Annotated in this window: 14 protein-coding genes; 3 read left to right on the top strand and 11 right to left on the bottom strand. The window is 67.4% G+C overall.

Annotation, left to right across the window (positions count from 1 at the left end; translation table 11 throughout):
• Positions 1–2: 2 nt before the first annotated feature.
• The 7 genes from BLV15_RS02215 to BLV15_RS02245 all read right to left on the bottom strand — a co-directional run bounded on the left by BLV15_RS02215 (position 3) and on the right by BLV15_RS02245 (position 8,139).
• On the bottom strand, positions 3–749 hold the full coding sequence (locus BLV15_RS02215) for a GntR family transcriptional regulator (protein ID WP_090224247.1): 747 nt from the start codon (positions 747–749) through the stop codon (positions 3–5).
• 114 nt (positions 750–863) lie between these two features.
• Complete coding sequence (locus BLV15_RS02220) at positions 864–1,736, bottom strand: ABC transporter ATP-binding protein (RefSeq protein WP_090224249.1); 873 nt, start codon at positions 1,734–1,736, stop codon at positions 864–866.
• A 51-nt stretch (positions 1,737–1,787) separates the two neighbouring features.
• Entirely contained in the window at positions 1,788–2,675 is an 888-nt protein-coding gene (locus BLV15_RS02225; RefSeq protein WP_090224251.1) for an ABC transporter permease, read from the bottom strand.
• A gap of 100 nt (positions 2,676–2,775) precedes the next feature.
• A complete protein-coding gene (locus BLV15_RS02230; RefSeq protein WP_090224252.1) occupies positions 2,776–4,158 on the bottom strand; it encodes an ABC transporter substrate-binding protein in 1,383 nt (460 codons plus the stop codon).
• 320 nt (positions 4,159–4,478) lie between these two features.
• Entirely contained in the window at positions 4,479–5,225 is a 747-nt protein-coding gene (locus tag BLV15_RS02235) for a GntR family transcriptional regulator (RefSeq protein WP_090224254.1), read from the bottom strand.
• 133 nt (positions 5,226–5,358) lie between these two features.
• Positions 5,359–7,638: a phosphoenolpyruvate--protein phosphotransferase gene (gene ptsP / locus BLV15_RS02240; RefSeq protein WP_090224255.1), complete on the bottom strand. Its 2,280-nt coding sequence runs from the start codon at positions 7,636–7,638 to the stop codon at positions 5,359–5,361.
• A 21-nt stretch (positions 7,639–7,659) separates the two neighbouring features.
• On the bottom strand, positions 7,660–8,139 hold the full coding sequence (locus BLV15_RS02245) for an RNA pyrophosphohydrolase (RefSeq protein ID WP_090225173.1): 480 nt from the start codon (positions 8,137–8,139) through the stop codon (positions 7,660–7,662).
• 188 nt (positions 8,140–8,327) lie between these two features.
• Between BLV15_RS02245 and BLV15_RS02250 the strand changes: the two genes are divergently transcribed.
• Positions 8,328–8,981 carry a histidinol-phosphatase gene (locus BLV15_RS02250; RefSeq protein ID WP_090224257.1) on the top strand — a complete coding sequence of 218 codons (654 nt, stop codon included), beginning with the start codon at positions 8,328–8,330 and terminating at the stop codon, positions 8,979–8,981.
• On the opposite strand, the gene BLV15_RS02255 is transcribed toward BLV15_RS02250, so the two are convergent.
• Genes BLV15_RS02255 through ilvA form a run of 4 tightly spaced genes read right to left on the bottom strand, consistent with a single transcriptional unit; the run spans position 8,973 to position 13,449 of the window.
• The gene (locus BLV15_RS02255) at positions 8,973–10,196 is read right to left on the bottom strand and encodes an MFS transporter (protein ID WP_090224259.1); all 1,224 of its coding nucleotides are present in this window, start codon (positions 10,194–10,196) and stop codon (positions 8,973–8,975) included. The genes BLV15_RS02250 and BLV15_RS02255 overlap by 9 nt on opposite strands.
• A complete protein-coding gene (locus tag BLV15_RS02260) occupies positions 10,196–10,663 on the bottom strand; it encodes a DUF2269 family protein (protein WP_090224260.1) in 468 nt (155 codons plus the stop codon). The genes BLV15_RS02255 and BLV15_RS02260 overlap by 1 nt, the downstream gene beginning before the upstream one ends.
• The gene (locus tag BLV15_RS02265; protein ID WP_090224262.1) at positions 10,660–11,931 is read right to left on the bottom strand and encodes an SDR family oxidoreductase; all 1,272 of its coding nucleotides are present in this window, start codon (positions 11,929–11,931) and stop codon (positions 10,660–10,662) included. Before BLV15_RS02265 ends, BLV15_RS02260 begins: the two co-directional genes overlap by 4 nt.
• A gap of 3 nt (positions 11,932–11,934) precedes the next feature.
• Complete coding sequence (ilvA, locus tag BLV15_RS02270) at positions 11,935–13,449, bottom strand: threonine ammonia-lyase, biosynthetic (RefSeq protein WP_245728136.1); 1,515 nt, start codon at positions 13,447–13,449, stop codon at positions 11,935–11,937.
• Positions 13,450–13,590: 141 nt separating this feature from the next.
• Between ilvA and rpiA the strand changes: the two genes are divergently transcribed.
• The gene (rpiA, locus tag BLV15_RS02275) at positions 13,591–14,262 is read left to right on the top strand and encodes a ribose-5-phosphate isomerase RpiA (RefSeq protein WP_090224266.1); all 672 of its coding nucleotides are present in this window, start codon (positions 13,591–13,593) and stop codon (positions 14,260–14,262) included.
• A gap of 229 nt (positions 14,263–14,491) precedes the next feature.
• Positions 14,492–16,438: an autotransporter domain-containing protein gene (locus BLV15_RS02280; protein WP_245728121.1), complete on the top strand. Its 1,947-nt coding sequence runs from the start codon at positions 14,492–14,494 to the stop codon at positions 16,436–16,438.
• The last annotated feature ends 26 nt before the right edge of the window (positions 16,439–16,464 follow it).

Below are 16,464 nucleotides of genomic sequence, written 5' to 3' on the forward strand. Positions count from 1 at the left end.
TCCTATTTCCGCTCGACGCGGAACTGGTACTTGAAGGAATCGCCGCGAAAGCGGAGGTATTCAAAATCGATCGGCCGCCCGTTGCGGTCGTGGGTGAGGCGCTCGACGCGCAGGATCGGCTCGTCGGCGCCCAGGCTCAGGTGGCGCTGCGCGGCTTCGTCGCAACGCACCGACTCCAGGCCGATGTCCGCCGCGCCCAGCGCGATGCCGAGGCGGTTCTCCAGCAGCGGGAAGATGTCGCCGGACAGGTCGAGGCCGAACAGCCGGCGACCGATGGTGAGCGGGAAGTAGCTGCTCTCGACGCACACCGCCTGCTGGTTGAGGTAGCGCACGCGGGTCACCTCGATCACCTCCTCGCCCGTGGCCAGACCCAGCGCCTCGCTCACCGCGCGCGGCGGCCGGCGCTCCTGGAAGCCGAGCAGGCGCGCGCTCGCCGCGTAGCCCTGCGCCGCCATCGCCTCGCCGAAGCCCTGCAGGCGCTGGATGTTCTGCACCGCCTTCGGCCGGCTGACGTAGGTGCCCTTGCCCTGGGCGCTGAACACCAGACCCTCGCTGTGCAGGTCGCTGAGCGCCTGGCGAACGGTGATGCGGCTGACGCCGAAAGCGCCCATCAGGCTCTTTTCCGAGGGCAGTTGCTGGTACGCGGAGTAGCCGCCTTCGAGGATCTGCCGACGCAGCTGATCGCGAATCTGCGCGTACAGCGGCTGCGGCGAGTCACTCGGGTTGAGGGTCGCAACGGCAAGGTTCATCTCAGCTCCTCCCTACTTGTTATGACAAGTTATAAACTAGATATCCGATTGTCAACGTCCGATCTGCTCCGGATGAACCGCCCGTCGCCATTACCGACGGGCGTCCGTGAAGGATCAGTGCGTGGCGTTCTGTTGTTCGAAGGCGTGCAGGGTTTCCTGGCGGATCAGCGCCAGGCATTCGCGCTTCAGGGCGATGAATGCGGGTTCGGTGAGCAGGTCCTGGCTGCGCGGTCGCGGCAGCCTGACCGGGATGTCGGCGATGATCCGCCCCGGACTCGCGCTCATCACCACGATGCGGTCGGAGAGGAACACCGCCTCGTCGATGTCGTGGGTGACGAACAGCACGGTGTTGTGGAACTCCCGCCAGATATCCAGCAGGTTCTCCTGCATCATGATCCGCGTCTGCGCGTCCAGCGCGCCGAACGGCTCGTCCATCAGCAGTACGCTGGGGTAGTTGGCCAAGGCGCGGGCGATGCCGACGCGCTGCTGCATGCCGCCGGACAGGGTCTCGGGAAAGGCATCCTCGTAGGCCGAGAGGCCGACCAGCCCAAGGAAGGTGCGCCCCACCTGATCCGCCTCGAACTTGCCAACGCCCGCCATCAGCGGCCCGAAGGCGACGTTCTCCTTGACCGTCTTCCAGGGGAACAGAGAATGCTGCTGGAACACCATGCCGCGCTCGGGCCCGGGGCCCTTCACCCGCTGGCCGTCGACGCGCAACTCGCCGGCGCAGGGCTCGACGAAGCCGGCGACCGCATTGAGCAGGGTCGACTTGCCGCAGCCGGACGGTCCCAGCAGGCAGACGAACTCGCCTGGGCGAATCTCCAGGTTGGCGTCCTGCACCGCCACGCGGCGCCCGGCATCGCTGCCGAACTCCACCTGCACGTTGCGAACGCTGATGTGGCCCTTGCGACTGCTGCCTTCCTGGCTGCGCGCCAGGCGGCTGTGGTCGAGCACGGCGAGACGGTTGAGCTGGGTGGCGCTGTTCATGTCCTGATCCTCCACGGGCGACGGGGCGGGGCTTGCCGAAGGTGCGTCCACTCAGTGCCCTCCGCGCTTCTGCCAGCGCAGCAGCGGCGAGCAGGCCAGCCGCACGAGCAGCGTGCAGAGCGTGCCGAGGCCGCCGATGGCGAGCATGCCGATGATGATCTTGGGGTACTCGATGAGGGTGTAGGAGGCCCAGGTGAAGTAGCCGATGCCGTACTGCCCGCTGATGATTTCCCCTGCCAGCAGGGAGAACCAGGCGACGCCCATGCCCACCGCCAGGCCGGTGACGATGCTCGGCATGGCGCCGGGAATCACCACATGCCAGAGGATCGCGGTGCGACTGGCGCCGAGGCTGCGCGCGGCGCGCACCAGCAGCTTGGAACTCTGCTCGACGCCCTGGCAGGTGTTCAGCACCACCGGGAACAGCGCGCCGAGGAAGGTGATGAAGATGATGCTCGACTCCTCGCTGGGCATCATCAGGATCGCCAGCGGAATCCACGCCACCGCCGGAATCGGCCGGAGCAGCTCGATGTACGGCAGGATGATGTCCTCGGCCAGCGGCGAACGGCCCATGGCGATGCCGAGGGAAACGCCGAGCACCGCGGCCAGGGCGAAGGCGATACCGATACGCTGCAGGCTATGCAGGATGTGCAGGTAGAACTCGCCGCTGGACAGTTCCACCAGCAGCGCCTGCCAGACCGCGACCGGGGTCGGCACGTTCTCGAATTTGACGAACAGCTCGAAGCCGGTGCTCGACGCCAGCTGCCAGAGCAGCAGCGCCACCAGCAGCGCCAAGCTGCGCACCAGGTAACGCCGGACCCGCGGCGGCACCTTGCGTCGCGGGGCGTTGGCGACCGGCAGCACGGCGACCGGCGGCACCTCGTGAACGGGCACGCTCGGCGCCTCCACCGGCTTGAAGACGGGACTGGGTTTCACACTCATCACACACCTCGCGGCTACACGGGGCACGGGCTCTGCGAGCCGCGTACAAGGCATTGCGGGTCGGCGGCGGGATCTGGCGTCCCGCTCGTCCGCTGCGGATTCAGTCGGCGGCGGCCACCTTGGCGTCGGCGAAGGTCGCCAGCGTCAGCGGCTTGCCTCCGGACTGGGCGACGTACTGTTCGGAATCCACCTTCTTGCGAAAGGCGACGACCGCGCCGGAAGCGTCCTGCACCAGGTAGGCCGACTTGCCGAACAGCTTGATCCCGCTCGGCTTGTCGTAGACGTAGCTGGCGTTGACCTTCTTGCCCGCCGCGCCGGCCTGCTTATAGGCCTCGAGCATCGCCGCGACGCTGTCGTAACCGACCACGCCGGCGTCGGCGAACCAGATTTCCGCCGGTTTGAGCGCCGGGTTGCCGGGGATCGGCTCGACCATCGCCTGCAGCGCCGCCGGGTAATCCTGGCCAGCGGCGGCATAGGCCTTCTTCAGGTAGCTGTCGTCGATCCACTGGGCGAAGTCGAGGTCGGGAATCTGCTTCTCCTTCTGCAACAGCGCGTGGTCGTACTTCAGCGCATCGACCCAGGCCGGCTTGATGCTGGCGTCCATCGTGGTGATGCCGCCTGCACTGAAGTAGAGGTAGAGCACCTCCTTGTCGACGCCGGTCCACTCGGCCACCTGGGTCGCCGCGCGCACCGGATCGGCCTGAATCCAGCGCTGCGCCTCCAGCGTGGCGCGCAGCACCGCCTCGACCACTTCCGGGTACTTCTTCGCGTAATCCTCGCGCACGACGATGCCGTGGAAGGTGGGAATGCCCGCCTCGCTGCCGTCGAAGATCTTCCGCCCGGTACCGCGGAACTCCATGATTTCCGACCACGGGCAGAAGTCGGCATGCGCGTCGATCTTGCCGGCGGCGATGTTCGCCGCGCCCACCGGTGGCGCCTGGTTGATGATCGTCACCTGGTCGAACAGCTTGGCGTCGCGCAGGGCTTTCAGCGTCATGCCCCAGGCGGCGCTGCCAACCGGCGTGGAAATCGACTTGCCGGCGAGATCGGCAAGGCTCTGCGCCGACGAACCGGTCGGCACCACGATGCCGTTGCCGGTGCCGCGGCGGTTGTAGCCGGTGATGCCGACGAGGCGCGTCTGCAACTTGCCGGTTTCCTGGAACTTGGCGCCGTTGACGATCAGGGGGTAATCGCCCATCACGCCGAAGTCGAGCTTGCCGGCGAGCATCTGGTTGGTGATCGGAGGGCCGGAATCGTAATCCTTGAAATCGATCTTGTAGTCGGCATCCGCGTACTTGCCGTCCTTGGGCAGGTATTTCTCGATCAGCTTGAGTTTCTCCAGGACCACGCCGCCGGAGACCGTATTGGTCACCATGCTCTGGTGGCCGATGCCGATACGGATGGTTTCGGCGAACGCTGGGTTGCCCAGCATCGACAGTGACGCGAACACGCATGACACGATCAGGCTTTTACGGTTGTTCATGGTTGTGCACCTGTAGTCCGGGCAACTTGTACTAACAAGCCATAACGGCTTCAAATACGGGTGCATTGGCCGTGCCACTTGGTCGCAGCAGGGGTATAGCCGCTTGTTTCTCAAGGATTAATTGACGGATGGAGGCTCAGGCCTACGGGCCGTCGCGGCACGCCGTTGCGCCCTCCGCTGGTGCGAGCGGAGCGGCCGGGTTCCAGCGAGGCGCAGGCCGCGCGCGGATCGATGCGACAAGTAGGACAAGTGCCGGCGCCGGCCGGCGGCAGAAACGAAGAGACCGTCCATGGACGGTCTCGGGGACTGCGCAAAGGAAACTAGCGGTCGACGCGCAGGCGGTACTGGAAGGCATCGCCGCGGTAGTAGAGGAACTCGAAATCCAGCGGCGTGCCGTCGGCGGCATGGGTCAGGCGTTCGATGCGCATGATCGGCGCATCCACCGACACCTGCAGCGCCTTGGCCAGCTCGGCGTCGGCGAGGATCGCGTCGATGGCCAGGTCGGCGTGGCCCAGCGGCACGCCGCAATCGTTCTCCAGGATCAGGAAGATGTCACGGGTAACCAGGTCGGCCTTCTGCAGCCGCTCGCCAAGCGCCTGGCTCAGGTAGGTGACCTCCAGCGACACCGGCTCGCGGTTGATCAGCCGCACCCGCTTGATCTCGCAGACCGTGGAGCTCTCCTCCACGCCCAGGCGCTCCGCCACCAGCCGCCCGGCCGGCACGAAGCGCTGGCTGAGCATGCGGTTGAGCACCTCGTGGCCGGAGGCCGACATCGCCTCCGAAAGGCCCTGCAAGGTACTGACGTTCTGCACCGCCTTGGGCTTGGCGACGAACGTGCCCTTGCCGTGGATCTTGAAGATCAGCCCTTCCTTCTGCAGGTCGCCCAGCGCCTGGCGCACGGTGATGCGGCTGACCCCGTAGGCCTCGCCCAGCTCGCTTTCCGAAGACATCCGCGTATGCGGCGCGAACACCCCGTCGAGAATCTGCGCGCGCAGCAGCTCCTTGAGCTGGGTGTACAGCGGTACCGGCGAATGGGGAATCAGCTGGGCGGGCGTCTTGGAGTTCATCGGGTACGCGTCATGACGAGTCGTGACATGAACTGTAAAGCAAGACTCGGCAGCCGGCCAACGCGCGCCGCGAACATCCGGCAGCGGCGCCGGCGCGAAAACCTGCAGAAACGGCGGGGAGGCGCCGGCCGACTCAGGACTGGACGCTCGCCGCCGGGTTGATCACGCGGCCCAGGCCGAGGTTGCGCAACGCCAGGTGCAGCGTGCTGTGGATGACCTGCGGGTTGTCGATGGTCATCAGCTGCGTCAGCAATTCCTTCGCCTTGCTCAGGCTGATCTGCCGCAGCAGCCACTTCACCTTGGGCAGGTTGGTGGCGTTCATCGACAGGCTGTCGAAACCCATCGCCAGCAGCAGTACGGCGGCGGAAGGATCGCCGGCCATCTCGCCGCAGATGCTCACCGGCTTGCCTTCGGCATGCGCGTCGCGTACCACGTGCTGCAGCGCCTGCAGCACCGCGGGGTGCAGGTAGTCGTAGAGGTCGGCGACCCGCGGGTTGTTGCGGTCCACCGCCAGCAGGTACTGGGTCAGGTCGTTGGAGCCGACCGAGAGGAAGTCCACCTGGCGCGCCAGATCGCGGGTCTGGTAGACCGCCGCGGGGATCTCGATCATCACGCCCACCGGCGGCAGCGGCACGTCGGTGCCCTCGTCGCGCACCTCACCCCAGGCGCGGTGGATCAGGTGCAGCGCCTCTTCCAGTTCGTGGATGCCGGAAATCATCGGCAGCAGGATGCGCAGGTTGTTCAGCCCTTCGCTGGCCTTGAGCATGGCGCGCGCCTGGACCAGGAAGATTTCCGGATGATCGAGGGTGACGCGGATGCCGCGCCAGCCGAGGAACGGGTTGCTTTCCTTGATCGGGAAATACGACAGCGCCTTGTCGCCGCCGATGTCCAGGGTACGCATGGTCACCGGCAGCGGGTGGAAGGCGGCGAGCTGCTCGCGGTAGATCGCCAGCTGTTCCTTCTCGCTGGGGAAGCGCTGGCCGTTCATGAACGGCACTTCACTGCGGTACAGGCCGACGCCCTCGGCGCCGCGCTCCTGCGCCCGCACCACGTCGGCGAGCAGGCCGGTGTTGACCCACAGCGGCATGCGATGACCGTCCAGCGTCTCGCACGGCAGGGCGCGCAGGGCGTCCAGGCCCTGGGTCAGCTGGCGCTCTTCCTCGACCACCTCGGCGTACTGTCGGCGGAGGATTTCGCTGGGGTTGGTGAAGACCTCGCCGTGGTAACCGTCGACGATCAGCTGGATGCCGTCGACCTTGGAGTACGGCAGGTCGACCACGCCCATCACCGTGGGAATGCCCATGGCGCGGGCGAGGATCGCCACGTGGGAGTTGCCCGAGCCCTGCACCGAGACCAGGCCGACCAGCTTGCCCTGCGGCACTTCGCCGAGCATCGCCGGCGACAATTCCTCGCTGACCAGGATGGTGTTGTCGTCGTAGACCAGGTTCTGCTTGCGCTCTTCCTGCAGGTAGGCGAGCAGGCGGCGGCCGATGTCGCGCACGTCGGAGGCGCGCTCGCGCAGGTAGTGATCGTCCATCAGCTCGAAGCGCTTGACGTGCTCCATCACCACCTGGCGCAGCGCGCCCTGGGCCCACTGTCCGGTGCGGATCACGCGCTTCACTTCCAGGCCGATGGAGGCGTCGTCGAGCATCATCAGGTAGACGTCGAACAGCGCGCGCTCTTCCTTGCGCAGCTGGCTGGCGAGCTTGCTGGAGAGCTCGCGCATGTCCTGGCGCACGCCCTCGAGCGCCGCCTTGAAGCGCTCGACCTCGGCTTCGATGTCCTTGATCGGTTTGTCCGGCACCACTTCGAGGTCCGCCGGCGGCAGCACCACCACCGCGGTACCGACCGCCGCGCCGGGCGCGCCGGGCACGCCGACGAAGCGCGCCTCCTGGATACCCTTGCCCTGGCGGCCCAGGCCGCGGATCGAACCGGTGGCCTCGGCGTGGGCGATGACGCCGGCGAGCTGCGCGCTCATGGTCACCAGGAAGGCTTCCTCGCCCTCGTCGAACTGGCGGTTTTCCTTCTGCTGGATCACCAGAACGCCCATCACTCGGCGGTGGTGGATGATCGGCGCGCCGAGGAAGGAGGCGTAGCGCTCCTCGCCGGTCTCGGCGAAGTAGCGGTAGCGCGGGTGATCGGAGGCGTTTTCCAGGTTGAGCGGTTCTTCGCGGGTGCCGACCAGGCCGACCAGGCCTTCGTTCGGCGCCATGCTGACCTTGCCGATGGAGCGCTTGTTGAGGCCCTCGGTAGCCATCAGAACGAAGCGGTTGGTGTCCGGATCGAGCAGGTAGACCGAGCAGACGTGGCTGCCCATGGCCTCCTTGACCCGCAACACGATGATGCCCAACGCCGTCTTGAGGTCCTTGGCGGCATTCACTTCCTGGACGATCTTACGCAGCACGTTGAGCATGGCTGGGCTCTAGGTCGGTGGTCAGTCCCGCGCCAGCAGGCGGGGGGCGAGTTCTTTCAGGGCCCGGCGGTAAACCTCGCGCTTGAAGGTCACCACCTGGCCCAGCGGATACCAGTAACTGACCCAGCGCCAGCCGTCGAACTCGGGCTTGCCGGTCAGGTCCATGCGCACCCGCTCCTCCGAGCCGGTCAGGCGCAGGAGGAACCATTTCTGTTTCTGGCCGATGCAAAGCGGCTGACTGTTGGTGCGCACCAGGCGCTGGGGCAGGCGGTAGCGCAACCAGCCGCGGGTGCAGGCGAGGATACGCACATCCTGCTCCTCGAGACCGACTTCCTCGGTCAACTCGCGATAAAGCGCTTCTTCGGGGGTTTCGCGGTCGTTGATACCGCCTTGAGGGAACTGCCAGGAATCCTGATTGATGCGACGCGCCCAGAGCACCTGCCCGACATCATTGGTCAGGATGATGCCGACATTGGGGCGGAAACCATCAGGATCGATCACGGCGAGCAACCTCGTAAACGCATGTTTCGGCATTGTTCCATAAAAGGGCACGCGGCCGAAAGGCGGCTGGCGCCTGCGCGCCGCGATTCGCCGAAATCGCCGTCGCGGCGTGTCGCTAATGCCGGCGTACCTGCAGCGCGCGGGGCTTTTTCGCTATGCTGCGGGCTTTTCGCCAAGAGAGGTTCACCGTGCGCCTGGCCCTATTCGATCTCGACAACACCCTCCTGGGCGGCGACAGCGACCACGCCTGGGGCGACTGGCTGTGCGCCCGCGGCATCCTCGACGGCGTCGCCTACAAGGCGCGCAACGACGCCTTCTACCAGGACTACCTGGCCGGCAAGCTGGACATCCAGGCGTACCTCAACTTCAGCCTGGAAATCCTCGGCCGCAGCGAGATGCGGCAACTGGCCGACTGGCACCTGGAATTCATGAAGGAGTGCATCGAGCCGATCATCCTGCCCAAGGGCGAGGCGCTGCTCGCCGAGCACCGCGCGGCCGGCGACAAGCTGCTGATCATCACCGCCACCAACCGCTTCGTCACCCAGCCCATCGCCGCGCGCCTGGGCGTGGAGACCCTGCTCGCCACCGAATGCGAGATGGCCGACGGGCGCTACACCGGGCGCACCACCGACGTGCCCTGCTTCAAGGAAGGCAAGGTCACGCGGCTGAACCGCTGGCTCGCGGAGAACGGCCTGGATCTCTCCGACAGCGCCTTCTACAGCGACTCGATGAACGACCTGCCGCTGCTCGAACAGGTCACCCGCCCGGTCGCCGTCGACCCCGATCCGACCCTGCGCGCAGAGGCCGAGCGCCGCGGCTGGCCGGTCATCTCGCTACGCTGACAGCGGCGCCGCGTCCCGGTTGCGCCACCACCCCGCGGCCAGCACGGCGAGCATCAGCCCGCCGCCGCCGTACAACCAGATGAAGCCTCCGGGCAGCGGCACCAGCAGGAACGCCAGCACCGGCCCCAGCGCGGCGCCCAGATCCTGGGCCACGGAATAGCGCGTCATCGCCCGCACCACGTCGCCGCGCCGGGCGGCATCCGCCGCCAGCGCATCGTTGAGCGTGGTCAGCGCGGTGCACAGCAGCATCACCAGCAGGCAGGTCGGCAGCCACAGGCCCAAGGGCAACCCGCTGCCGAGTCCGGCAAATCCCAGCGCGCCCAGCACCAGCGTGCCGATCAGCAGCGGCAGGCGGCCGCGCGCGCCATCGCTCCAGTGACCGATACGGCCACCCAGCCAGGTTTCCCAGCTCCAGCGCGCCGCCTGCAGCAGCCCGGACAGCGCGGTGACGCTGAGCAACAGGCCGAACAGGTCGATGCGGGCGCCGTAGTAATGCTCGATCAGGGCGCTGAGCGTCGCGGCAAGCACGCCCTGTATCAGCAGCGCGATGCAGAAACCGCTGAGCACCACGCGGTTCCAGAAGCGTCCTAGCAATGGCTCGCCCTGCGCCACCGCCACGGCAGCGGACGCCGCCTGCTCGTGGCCCGGCGGCAGCCGGAAGCCCATCAGCAACAGCGGGATGCCGAGCAGCGAGGCGATGCCGAAACCGGCGGCCAGCGCCGGCAATCCGTATAGCGGAACCAGCAACCCGCCGATCAGCATGCCGCCGAGGCTGCCGAGCCGGTACAGCCCGTTGTACAGCCCCATCGCCCGCCCGCGACCGCCCTCGGCCGCGCTGTAGACCACCGTCGACATGCCGCCGATGCGGAAGAACGACCAGGCCACGCCCCACAGCGCCCGCAGCGCAAGCCAGGCGACGAAGCTGCTGGCCAGCGCGTAGCCGAGCGTGGTGATGACGCCCAGAACGACCGCCAGCAGCAGGCCGGTCTTCAGCGAGATGCGCCGGTACAGCGCGCCAATCAGCGGGTTGAACGGCAGGCGCACCAGCCGGTTCACCGACAGCAGCACGCCGACCTGCCAGAGCGAATCCAGCCCCGCCTCGCGCCAGTAGATCGGCAGGGCGATGTAGAGCATCGAGTCGCCGGTCAGGCAGAGGGCGGTCACCAGCGCCACGACGACGACAGCGGAGGGGGCTTTTCTGGCTGCCTGCGTCATCAGAAGCCCTTGTTCACCATGAGATGGAAGATGATCAGAAAAGCCGCGAACGCCGGCCAGCCGAGGATGAACCACAGGCGCATGTAGCGCGCGGCGACCGGCGCGATGGGCGTACCGTCGCGCAGCGCGTCCTCGGCGAGGCGATGGATGCGGATCTGCAGCCAGACCACCGGAAGCCAGCAGGCGCCGGCGAACACGTAGAGCCCCAGGCTCCAGAGCAGCCACGGCTGGGTGATGTCGAAGCCGGCCAGGTGCGCCAGACCCAGCCCGGAAAGCGGCTGGAACACCGCCGCGGTGGCGGTGAACACCCAGTCGGCGAAGACCAGGTGGCGGAAGGTCACCGCGATCACCTCGACGCGGCCGCTGAGCCAGGCGCGCAGGCTGTAGTAGGCCGAACCCAGGCCGGTGCCGAAGAGCACCGTGGACGAGAGGATGTGCAGGGTCTTGAGGGTCAGGTAGAAGCTCATCGGCGCATTTGTCCAGCTCCAGGCTCGGTCCACAACAGCCAGAGCGTGGCGACCATGAGGACCAGATTCTTGCCCAGCGCAGCGAACGGATCGAACCAGTAGTACGGCAGGATCGCCGTGAGGATCAGGCTGTAGCCGAGCATCAGCGCCAGCTGCGCGCGCAGGGCCGGCCTGCGCCAGCGGCGGCTGAGCAGGCCGAGGCCGAGCAGCGCGTCGCAAACGGCGCCGACGCGAACCAGCCAGGCCGCGCCCTCGCCGCGCACGCCGGCCTCGGCGAGGATGCTCAGGCCCCAGTTGAAGCCCGGCCCCAGGCAGACGTAGGCGGTGCCCAGCCAGACCAGCAGCAGGCTCGCCAGCAGCAACGGGCGCAGGGCATCGCTGGCGGTGCTGCGGGCGTCCGGCCACTCGTGCAGGCGCGCGCGCAGGGGCGCCACGCGGTAGCCGCAGGCATCCTGCAGCGGCTCGCCGGAGGCGATGTTGTCGCGCCGCGCCAACGTGCGCGTCTGCGAATTCAGCGCGCGCCAGCCGAAGGTGTCGCCGAGGAAGGCGCCGATCGCCGCCAGCCAGCCCGGCAGCGCGAAGGTCAGCGCGCGCCCGCGGCCCTGCTGGCGACGCAGCAACTGGACGATCTCGGCCTGGGTCATCGGCTCGCCGCCCACCACCGGCAGCACGCAGGATTCCTCCGGCCAGTGCCGCAGCAGCGCCAGCACGGCGCCCATCAGATCGTCGATGTGCAACGGCTGCAGCTGCGCGCGGGTATCCAGCAGCGGCGCCAGCGGCCACACCGACAAACGCCCGAGCCAGGCGCTGCTGGCGCTGCCCTGGCCAAGGACCAGCGACGGGCGCAGCACCACGGCCGGCACGCCGAGTTCGAGCAGGTGGTCGTCGGCGATGGCCTTGCTGGCGAGGAAGGGAACGTCGCGCTGGCTGCCGGCACCCAGCGCGGAAATGTGGATGACCTTCACCGGCCATTGCGCGGCGAGGTCGAAGAGCGCGCGGGTGCCGCGGTGCTGCACGCGGTCGAGGTGTTCGGCGTCGGTATCGAGCAGCCCGGCGGCGTTGATCAGCAGCTCGACCTGCTCCGGCCAGGCGAACGCCGTGGGGTCGTCCGCCAGCGTGGCGAGGTCCAGAGCGCGCCAGCTGACGCCCGGCAGCTCGGCGCCCCGTCCCGAGCGCGAGGTAGCGACCACTTCATGGCCGCCCGCCTGCAAGGCTGTCAGCAGGTGACGGCCGATGAAACCGCCCGCGCCCACCAACAGGATGCGCATCGGTCAGCCGAGGAACAGTTTGTAGGCGGGATTCTCGGTCTCGTCCCAGTAGGGATAGCCGATGGCTTCCAGCGCGGCCGGCACCTGGTGGCGCTCCTCCGGCGGCACCTGCAGCGCGGCCAGTACGCGACCGTCGGCGGCGCCATGGTTGCGGTAATGGAACATCGAGATGTTCCAGCGCCCGCCGAGCTTGTTGAGGAAGTTGAACAGCGCGCCCGGCCGCTCGGGGAACTCGAAGCGCAGTACCATCTCGTCGTCGACCTGCGCGCTGTGGCCGCCGACCATGTGACGAATGTGCAGCTTGGCCAGCTCGTTGTCGGTCAGGTCGAGTACCGGGAAGCCCTGGCCGCGGAGATTCTCCACCAGCGCCGCGCGCGGGTCGTTCTCCGGGTGGGTCTGCACGCCGACGAATATCTGCGCCTCGCGCTCGCTGTGGTAGCGGTAGTTGAACTCGGTGATCTGGCGCTTGCCGATCGCCTCGCAGAAGGCCTTGAAGCTGCCGGGCTGCTCGGGGATGGTCACGGCGATGATCGCCTCGCGCTTCTCGCCCAGCTCGGCGCGTTCGGCGACGTGGCGCAGGCGGTCGAAGTTGACGTTGGCGCCGGAGTCGATCGCCACCAGCGTCTGCCCGCGCACGCCTTCGCGCTCGACGTACTTCTTGATCCCGGCCACGCCCAGCGCGCCGGCCGGCTCGGTGATCGAGCGGGTGTCGTCGTAGATATCCTTGATCGCCGCGCAGATCTCGTCGGTGCTGACGGTGATCACTTCGTCGACGTAATGCCGGCAGATCTCGAAGTTGTGCAGACCGATCTGCGCCACGGCGACACCGTCGGCGAACAGCCCGACCTGCGGCAGCACGACGCGCTCGCCGGCGGCCAGCGCCTGCTGCAGGCAATTGGAATCGTCCGGCTCGACGCCGATGACCTTGGTCTGCGGGCGCAGGTACTTGATGTAGGCAGCGATCCCGGAAATCAGGCCGCCGCCGCCGACCGGAACGAACACGGCATCCAGCGGGCCCTGGTGCTGGCGGAGGATTTCCATCGCCACGGTGCCCTGACCGGCGATCACGTGGGGGTCGTCGTAGGGGTGGATGTAGACGTAGCCCTTTTCCTCGACCAGTTTCAGTGAATGCGCCAGCGCCTCGGGGAACGCGTCGCCGTGCAGCACCGCCTTGCCGCCGCGGGCGCGCACACCCTGCACCTTCAGCTCGGGCGTGGTGCGCGGCATGACGATGGTCGCCTCGATGCCCAGCTCGCGGGCGGCCAGCGCCAGGCCCTGCGCGTGGTTGCCGGCCGAAGCGGTGACCACGCCGCGCGCCAGTTCCTCGGCGGACAGCTGCGCCAGCTTGTTGTAGGCGCCGCGCACCTTGAAGGAATACACCGGCTGCAGGTCTTCGCGCTTGAGCAGAATCTGGTTGCCCAGGCGCTCACTGAGCTGCCGGGCGGGCTGCAGCGGGGTTTCCACGGCGACGTCGTAGACGCGCGAGCTGAGGATCTTCTTGACGTACTGTTCGAGCATCACGGCTTCACTGGCGGGCACTTCGGGGACCCGGAAGTCTACTCCAGCCGTTCCGCCACGGACCACAACGAATGCGCGGTTTTGGCGGTTCGCACGGCTATAATGGCGTCTTTTGAAAGCCCCAGCGGCGCGGAAACGGACATGACCCAGGACCAACTCAAGCAGGCGGTGGCCCAGGCCGCGGTCGACTTCATCCTCCCCAAACTCGACGCCAAGAGCATCGTCGGCGTCGGCACCGGCTCCACCGCCAACTGCTTCATCGACGCGCTGGCCCGGCACAAGATGGAGTTCGACGGCGCCGTGGCCAGCTCCGAAGCCACCGCCGCGCGCCTCAAGGGCCACGGGATTCCGGTCTACGAGCTGAACACGGTCAGCGACCTTGAGTTCTACGTCGACGGCGCCGACGAAGCCAACGACCGCCTGGAGCTGATCAAGGGCGGCGGCGCCGCGCTGACCCGCGAGAAGATCGTCGCCGCGGTGGCGCGCACCTTCATCTGCATCGCCGATGGCAGCAAACGCGTGCCGCTGCTCGGCGGCTTCCCGCTGCCCGTGGAAGTGATCCCCATGGCGCGCAGCCACGTCGCCCGGCAGATCGTCAAACTCGGCGGCGACCCGGTGTACCGCGAGGGCGTGCTGACCGACAACGGCAACATCATCCTCGATGTGCACAACCTGCGCATCGACAGCCCGATGGCACTCGAGGAAGACCTCAACAACATCGTCGGCGTGGTCACCAACGGCCTGTTCGCCGCGCGCCCCGCCGATCTGCTGCTGCTGGGCACCGCCGATGGCGTGCAAACGCTGACCCGCTGAGGGCAGCTCACCACCCAGCCGCCTCTGCTGCCAAGCGAAGCGCACCTGCCCGGTGCGCTTTTTTTATGGCTCTGGAACGGGCCTCACAGGCCAATGTAAAGTACCTGATACAAACGTGTACAAAGGCGACTCATTCGGACAGCCAGGCGCCAACCTGACGTTCGTGCCAGATTGAGGCGCACATCCTGCAAACGGCTCCGCGCCAAAAAACAAACCGCAGGAGCGTCTCGTGTCAAAGCTTTCGATTCTGAGCCTGGCCCTCGCCAGTGCACTGCTGCCCAACTGGGCAGGCGCATACGAGTACGGCGAGCATGCCGCCACTACACTCGACACCCTGATCAACGACTATCCGGGTCGCTATCGGGGCACCGCGAACTTCGCCGGCGCCGCCGACTGGATGGCGGCGCAGATGGGCAACAGCTACACCCTGAGCCGGCAGAATTTCACCTGGTCCAACGGCACCCGCGCGTCGCAGAACGTCATCGCCTCCGCCGCCGGCACCACTGACCGCTACGTGGTCATCGGCGCCCACTTCGATACCTACTATGGCAGGCCCACCCTGCAAGGCCTGGACGACAACGGCTCCGGCGCCGCGGTGCTCACCGAGATCGCGCGCAACCTCGGCGGCCTGAAGATGGAGAACGGCGTGCAGATCGTCGGCTTCGGCGCCGAGGAAGAAGGCCTGCGCGGTTCGGCCGCCTACGTCGCCTCGCTGGACGCCACCCAGCGCGCCAACATGCTCGGCATGATCAACCTCGACAGCCTGATCACCGGCGACAAGATGTATGCCCACTCAGGCCAGAACAGCGCGAACAACACGGCGCTGGCCGCCTGGCGCGACCAGACCCTCCGCATCGCGGACGAGCTCAACATCGCACTGGAATCCAACCCCGGATATAACGACGAATACCCGATAGGCACCGGCTGCTGCAGCGACGGCGAATCCTTCGAGAACCTCGGCGTGCCGATCCTCTACATCGAGGCGACCAACTGGGACATCGGCGATCTGGACGGCTACGAGCAGACCACCAACCCGGCGATTCCCGGTGGCGCGACCTGGCACAACCCGACGCTGGACAACGAGGAGGTGCTGACCGACGCCTTCGGCGCCGAGCGCATCGAGCAGCGCCTGCGCGACTACTCGCGCCTGCTCAGCCGCCTGGTACTGGAACTGACCAACGCCGACCTGCTGGCCTCCACCGCATCCGGCGGCGCCGTCGCGCGCAACATGCAGGACAACCTGCAACGCCAGCACCAGACCCTCAGCCGCCTGCACGAACGCCGCTGGCTGACGCTGCAGAGCATGAGTCGCGAAACCGGCAGCTTCGATGGCGAGATCGGTGCCGACGGCGAAATCGCCCCCGACCAGGGCTTCGACGAAGCGCCGAACCCCGAGGCGCGTCGCTTCGGCCTGTACATGCTGGGGGACTATCAGCTCAGCGACAGCCTCAACCTGGGTGCCAGCCTGAGCTACCAGAACGGTCGCGACGAACTGGAACATCGCGGCAAGCTGGACAACGACACCTGGCTGGCCGGCGTCTACGCCCTGCTCAACGACGGCGGCCCGGCCTGGCTGGCCGGCGACCTCAGCCTGGGACACGCCAGCTTCGACAGCGACCGCCACCTGCAGATCCAGAGTGACGGCGGCCCGGTGCTCCTCGACCAGGAACTCAGCGGCGACACCAGCGCGCTGTTCTGGAGCGCCCGCGTCGAAGGCGGCTACGACTTCAGCTTCGGCGAACTGCGCAGCGGCCCCTTCGCCGGCCTGGACTACAGCCACTACCGCATCGACAGCTTCAACGAACGCGAAGACCTGCGCACGGCCCTCGGCTACGAGGATCAGACCTTCGACTCGCTGGAAGCCAGCCTCGGCTGGCGCCTGCGCGGCAACCTGGCCCTGGGCAACGGCATGCAGTTGCAGCCTTACGGCAGCGTGGCACTGGTCAAGGAACTGGGTGACGGTCGCCTCGAAGACGTCGACCTGGTCAGCCGTGGCGATCGCCAGGTGCGGGTCGCCGAACTCGGCAGCGTGGACACCCGCTTCGGCCGCGCCCAACTGGGCAGTCGCCTGCTGATCAACCCGATGTTCGCCGTGTTCGCCGAAGCGAACAGCCGCTTCGGCCACAGCGAAGGCAGCCAGACCGGCTACTCGCTGGGGGTCAGCCTGCAGTTCTGACGCAAGACGCCACGCCGCAACGGCGT

It is taken from the genome of Pseudomonas kuykendallii, from assembly GCF_900106975.1.
GTDB lineage: Bacteria > Pseudomonadota > Gammaproteobacteria > Pseudomonadales > Pseudomonadaceae > Pseudomonas_O > Pseudomonas_O kuykendallii.

Coding starts and splice junctions, on each gene's coding strand:
- BLV15_RS02215 (WP_090224247.1), bottom strand. CDS start 749: ATGAACCTTGCCGTTGCGACCCTCAACCCGAGTGACTCGCCGCAGCCG.
- BLV15_RS02220 (WP_090224249.1), bottom strand. CDS start 1,736: ATGAACAGCGCCACCCAGCTCAACCGTCTCGCCGTGCTCGACCACAGC.
- BLV15_RS02225 (WP_090224251.1), bottom strand. CDS start 2,675: ATGAGTGTGAAACCCAGTCCCGTCTTCAAGCCGGTGGAGGCGCCGAGC.
- BLV15_RS02230 (WP_090224252.1), bottom strand. CDS start 4,158: ATGAACAACCGTAAAAGCCTGATCGTGTCATGCGTGTTCGCGTCACTG.
- BLV15_RS02235 (WP_090224254.1), bottom strand. CDS start 5,225: ATGAACTCCAAGACGCCCGCCCAGCTGATTCCCCATTCGCCGGTACCG.
- ptsP (WP_090224255.1), bottom strand. CDS start 7,638: ATGCTCAACGTGCTGCGTAAGATCGTCCAGGAAGTGAATGCCGCCAAG.
- BLV15_RS02255 (WP_090224259.1), bottom strand. CDS start 10,196: ATGACGCAGGCAGCCAGAAAAGCCCCCTCCGCTGTCGTCGTCGTGGCG.
- BLV15_RS02260 (WP_090224260.1), bottom strand. CDS start 10,663: ATGAGCTTCTACCTGACCCTCAAGACCCTGCACATCCTCTCGTCCACG.
- BLV15_RS02265 (WP_090224262.1), bottom strand. CDS start 11,931: ATGCGCATCCTGTTGGTGGGCGCGGGCGGTTTCATCGGCCGTCACCTG.
- ilvA (WP_245728136.1), bottom strand. CDS start 13,449: ATGCTCGAACAGTACGTCAAGAAGATCCTCAGCTCGCGCGTCTACGAC.
- rpiA (WP_090224266.1), top strand. CDS start 13,591: ATGACCCAGGACCAACTCAAGCAGGCGGTGGCCCAGGCCGCGGTCGAC.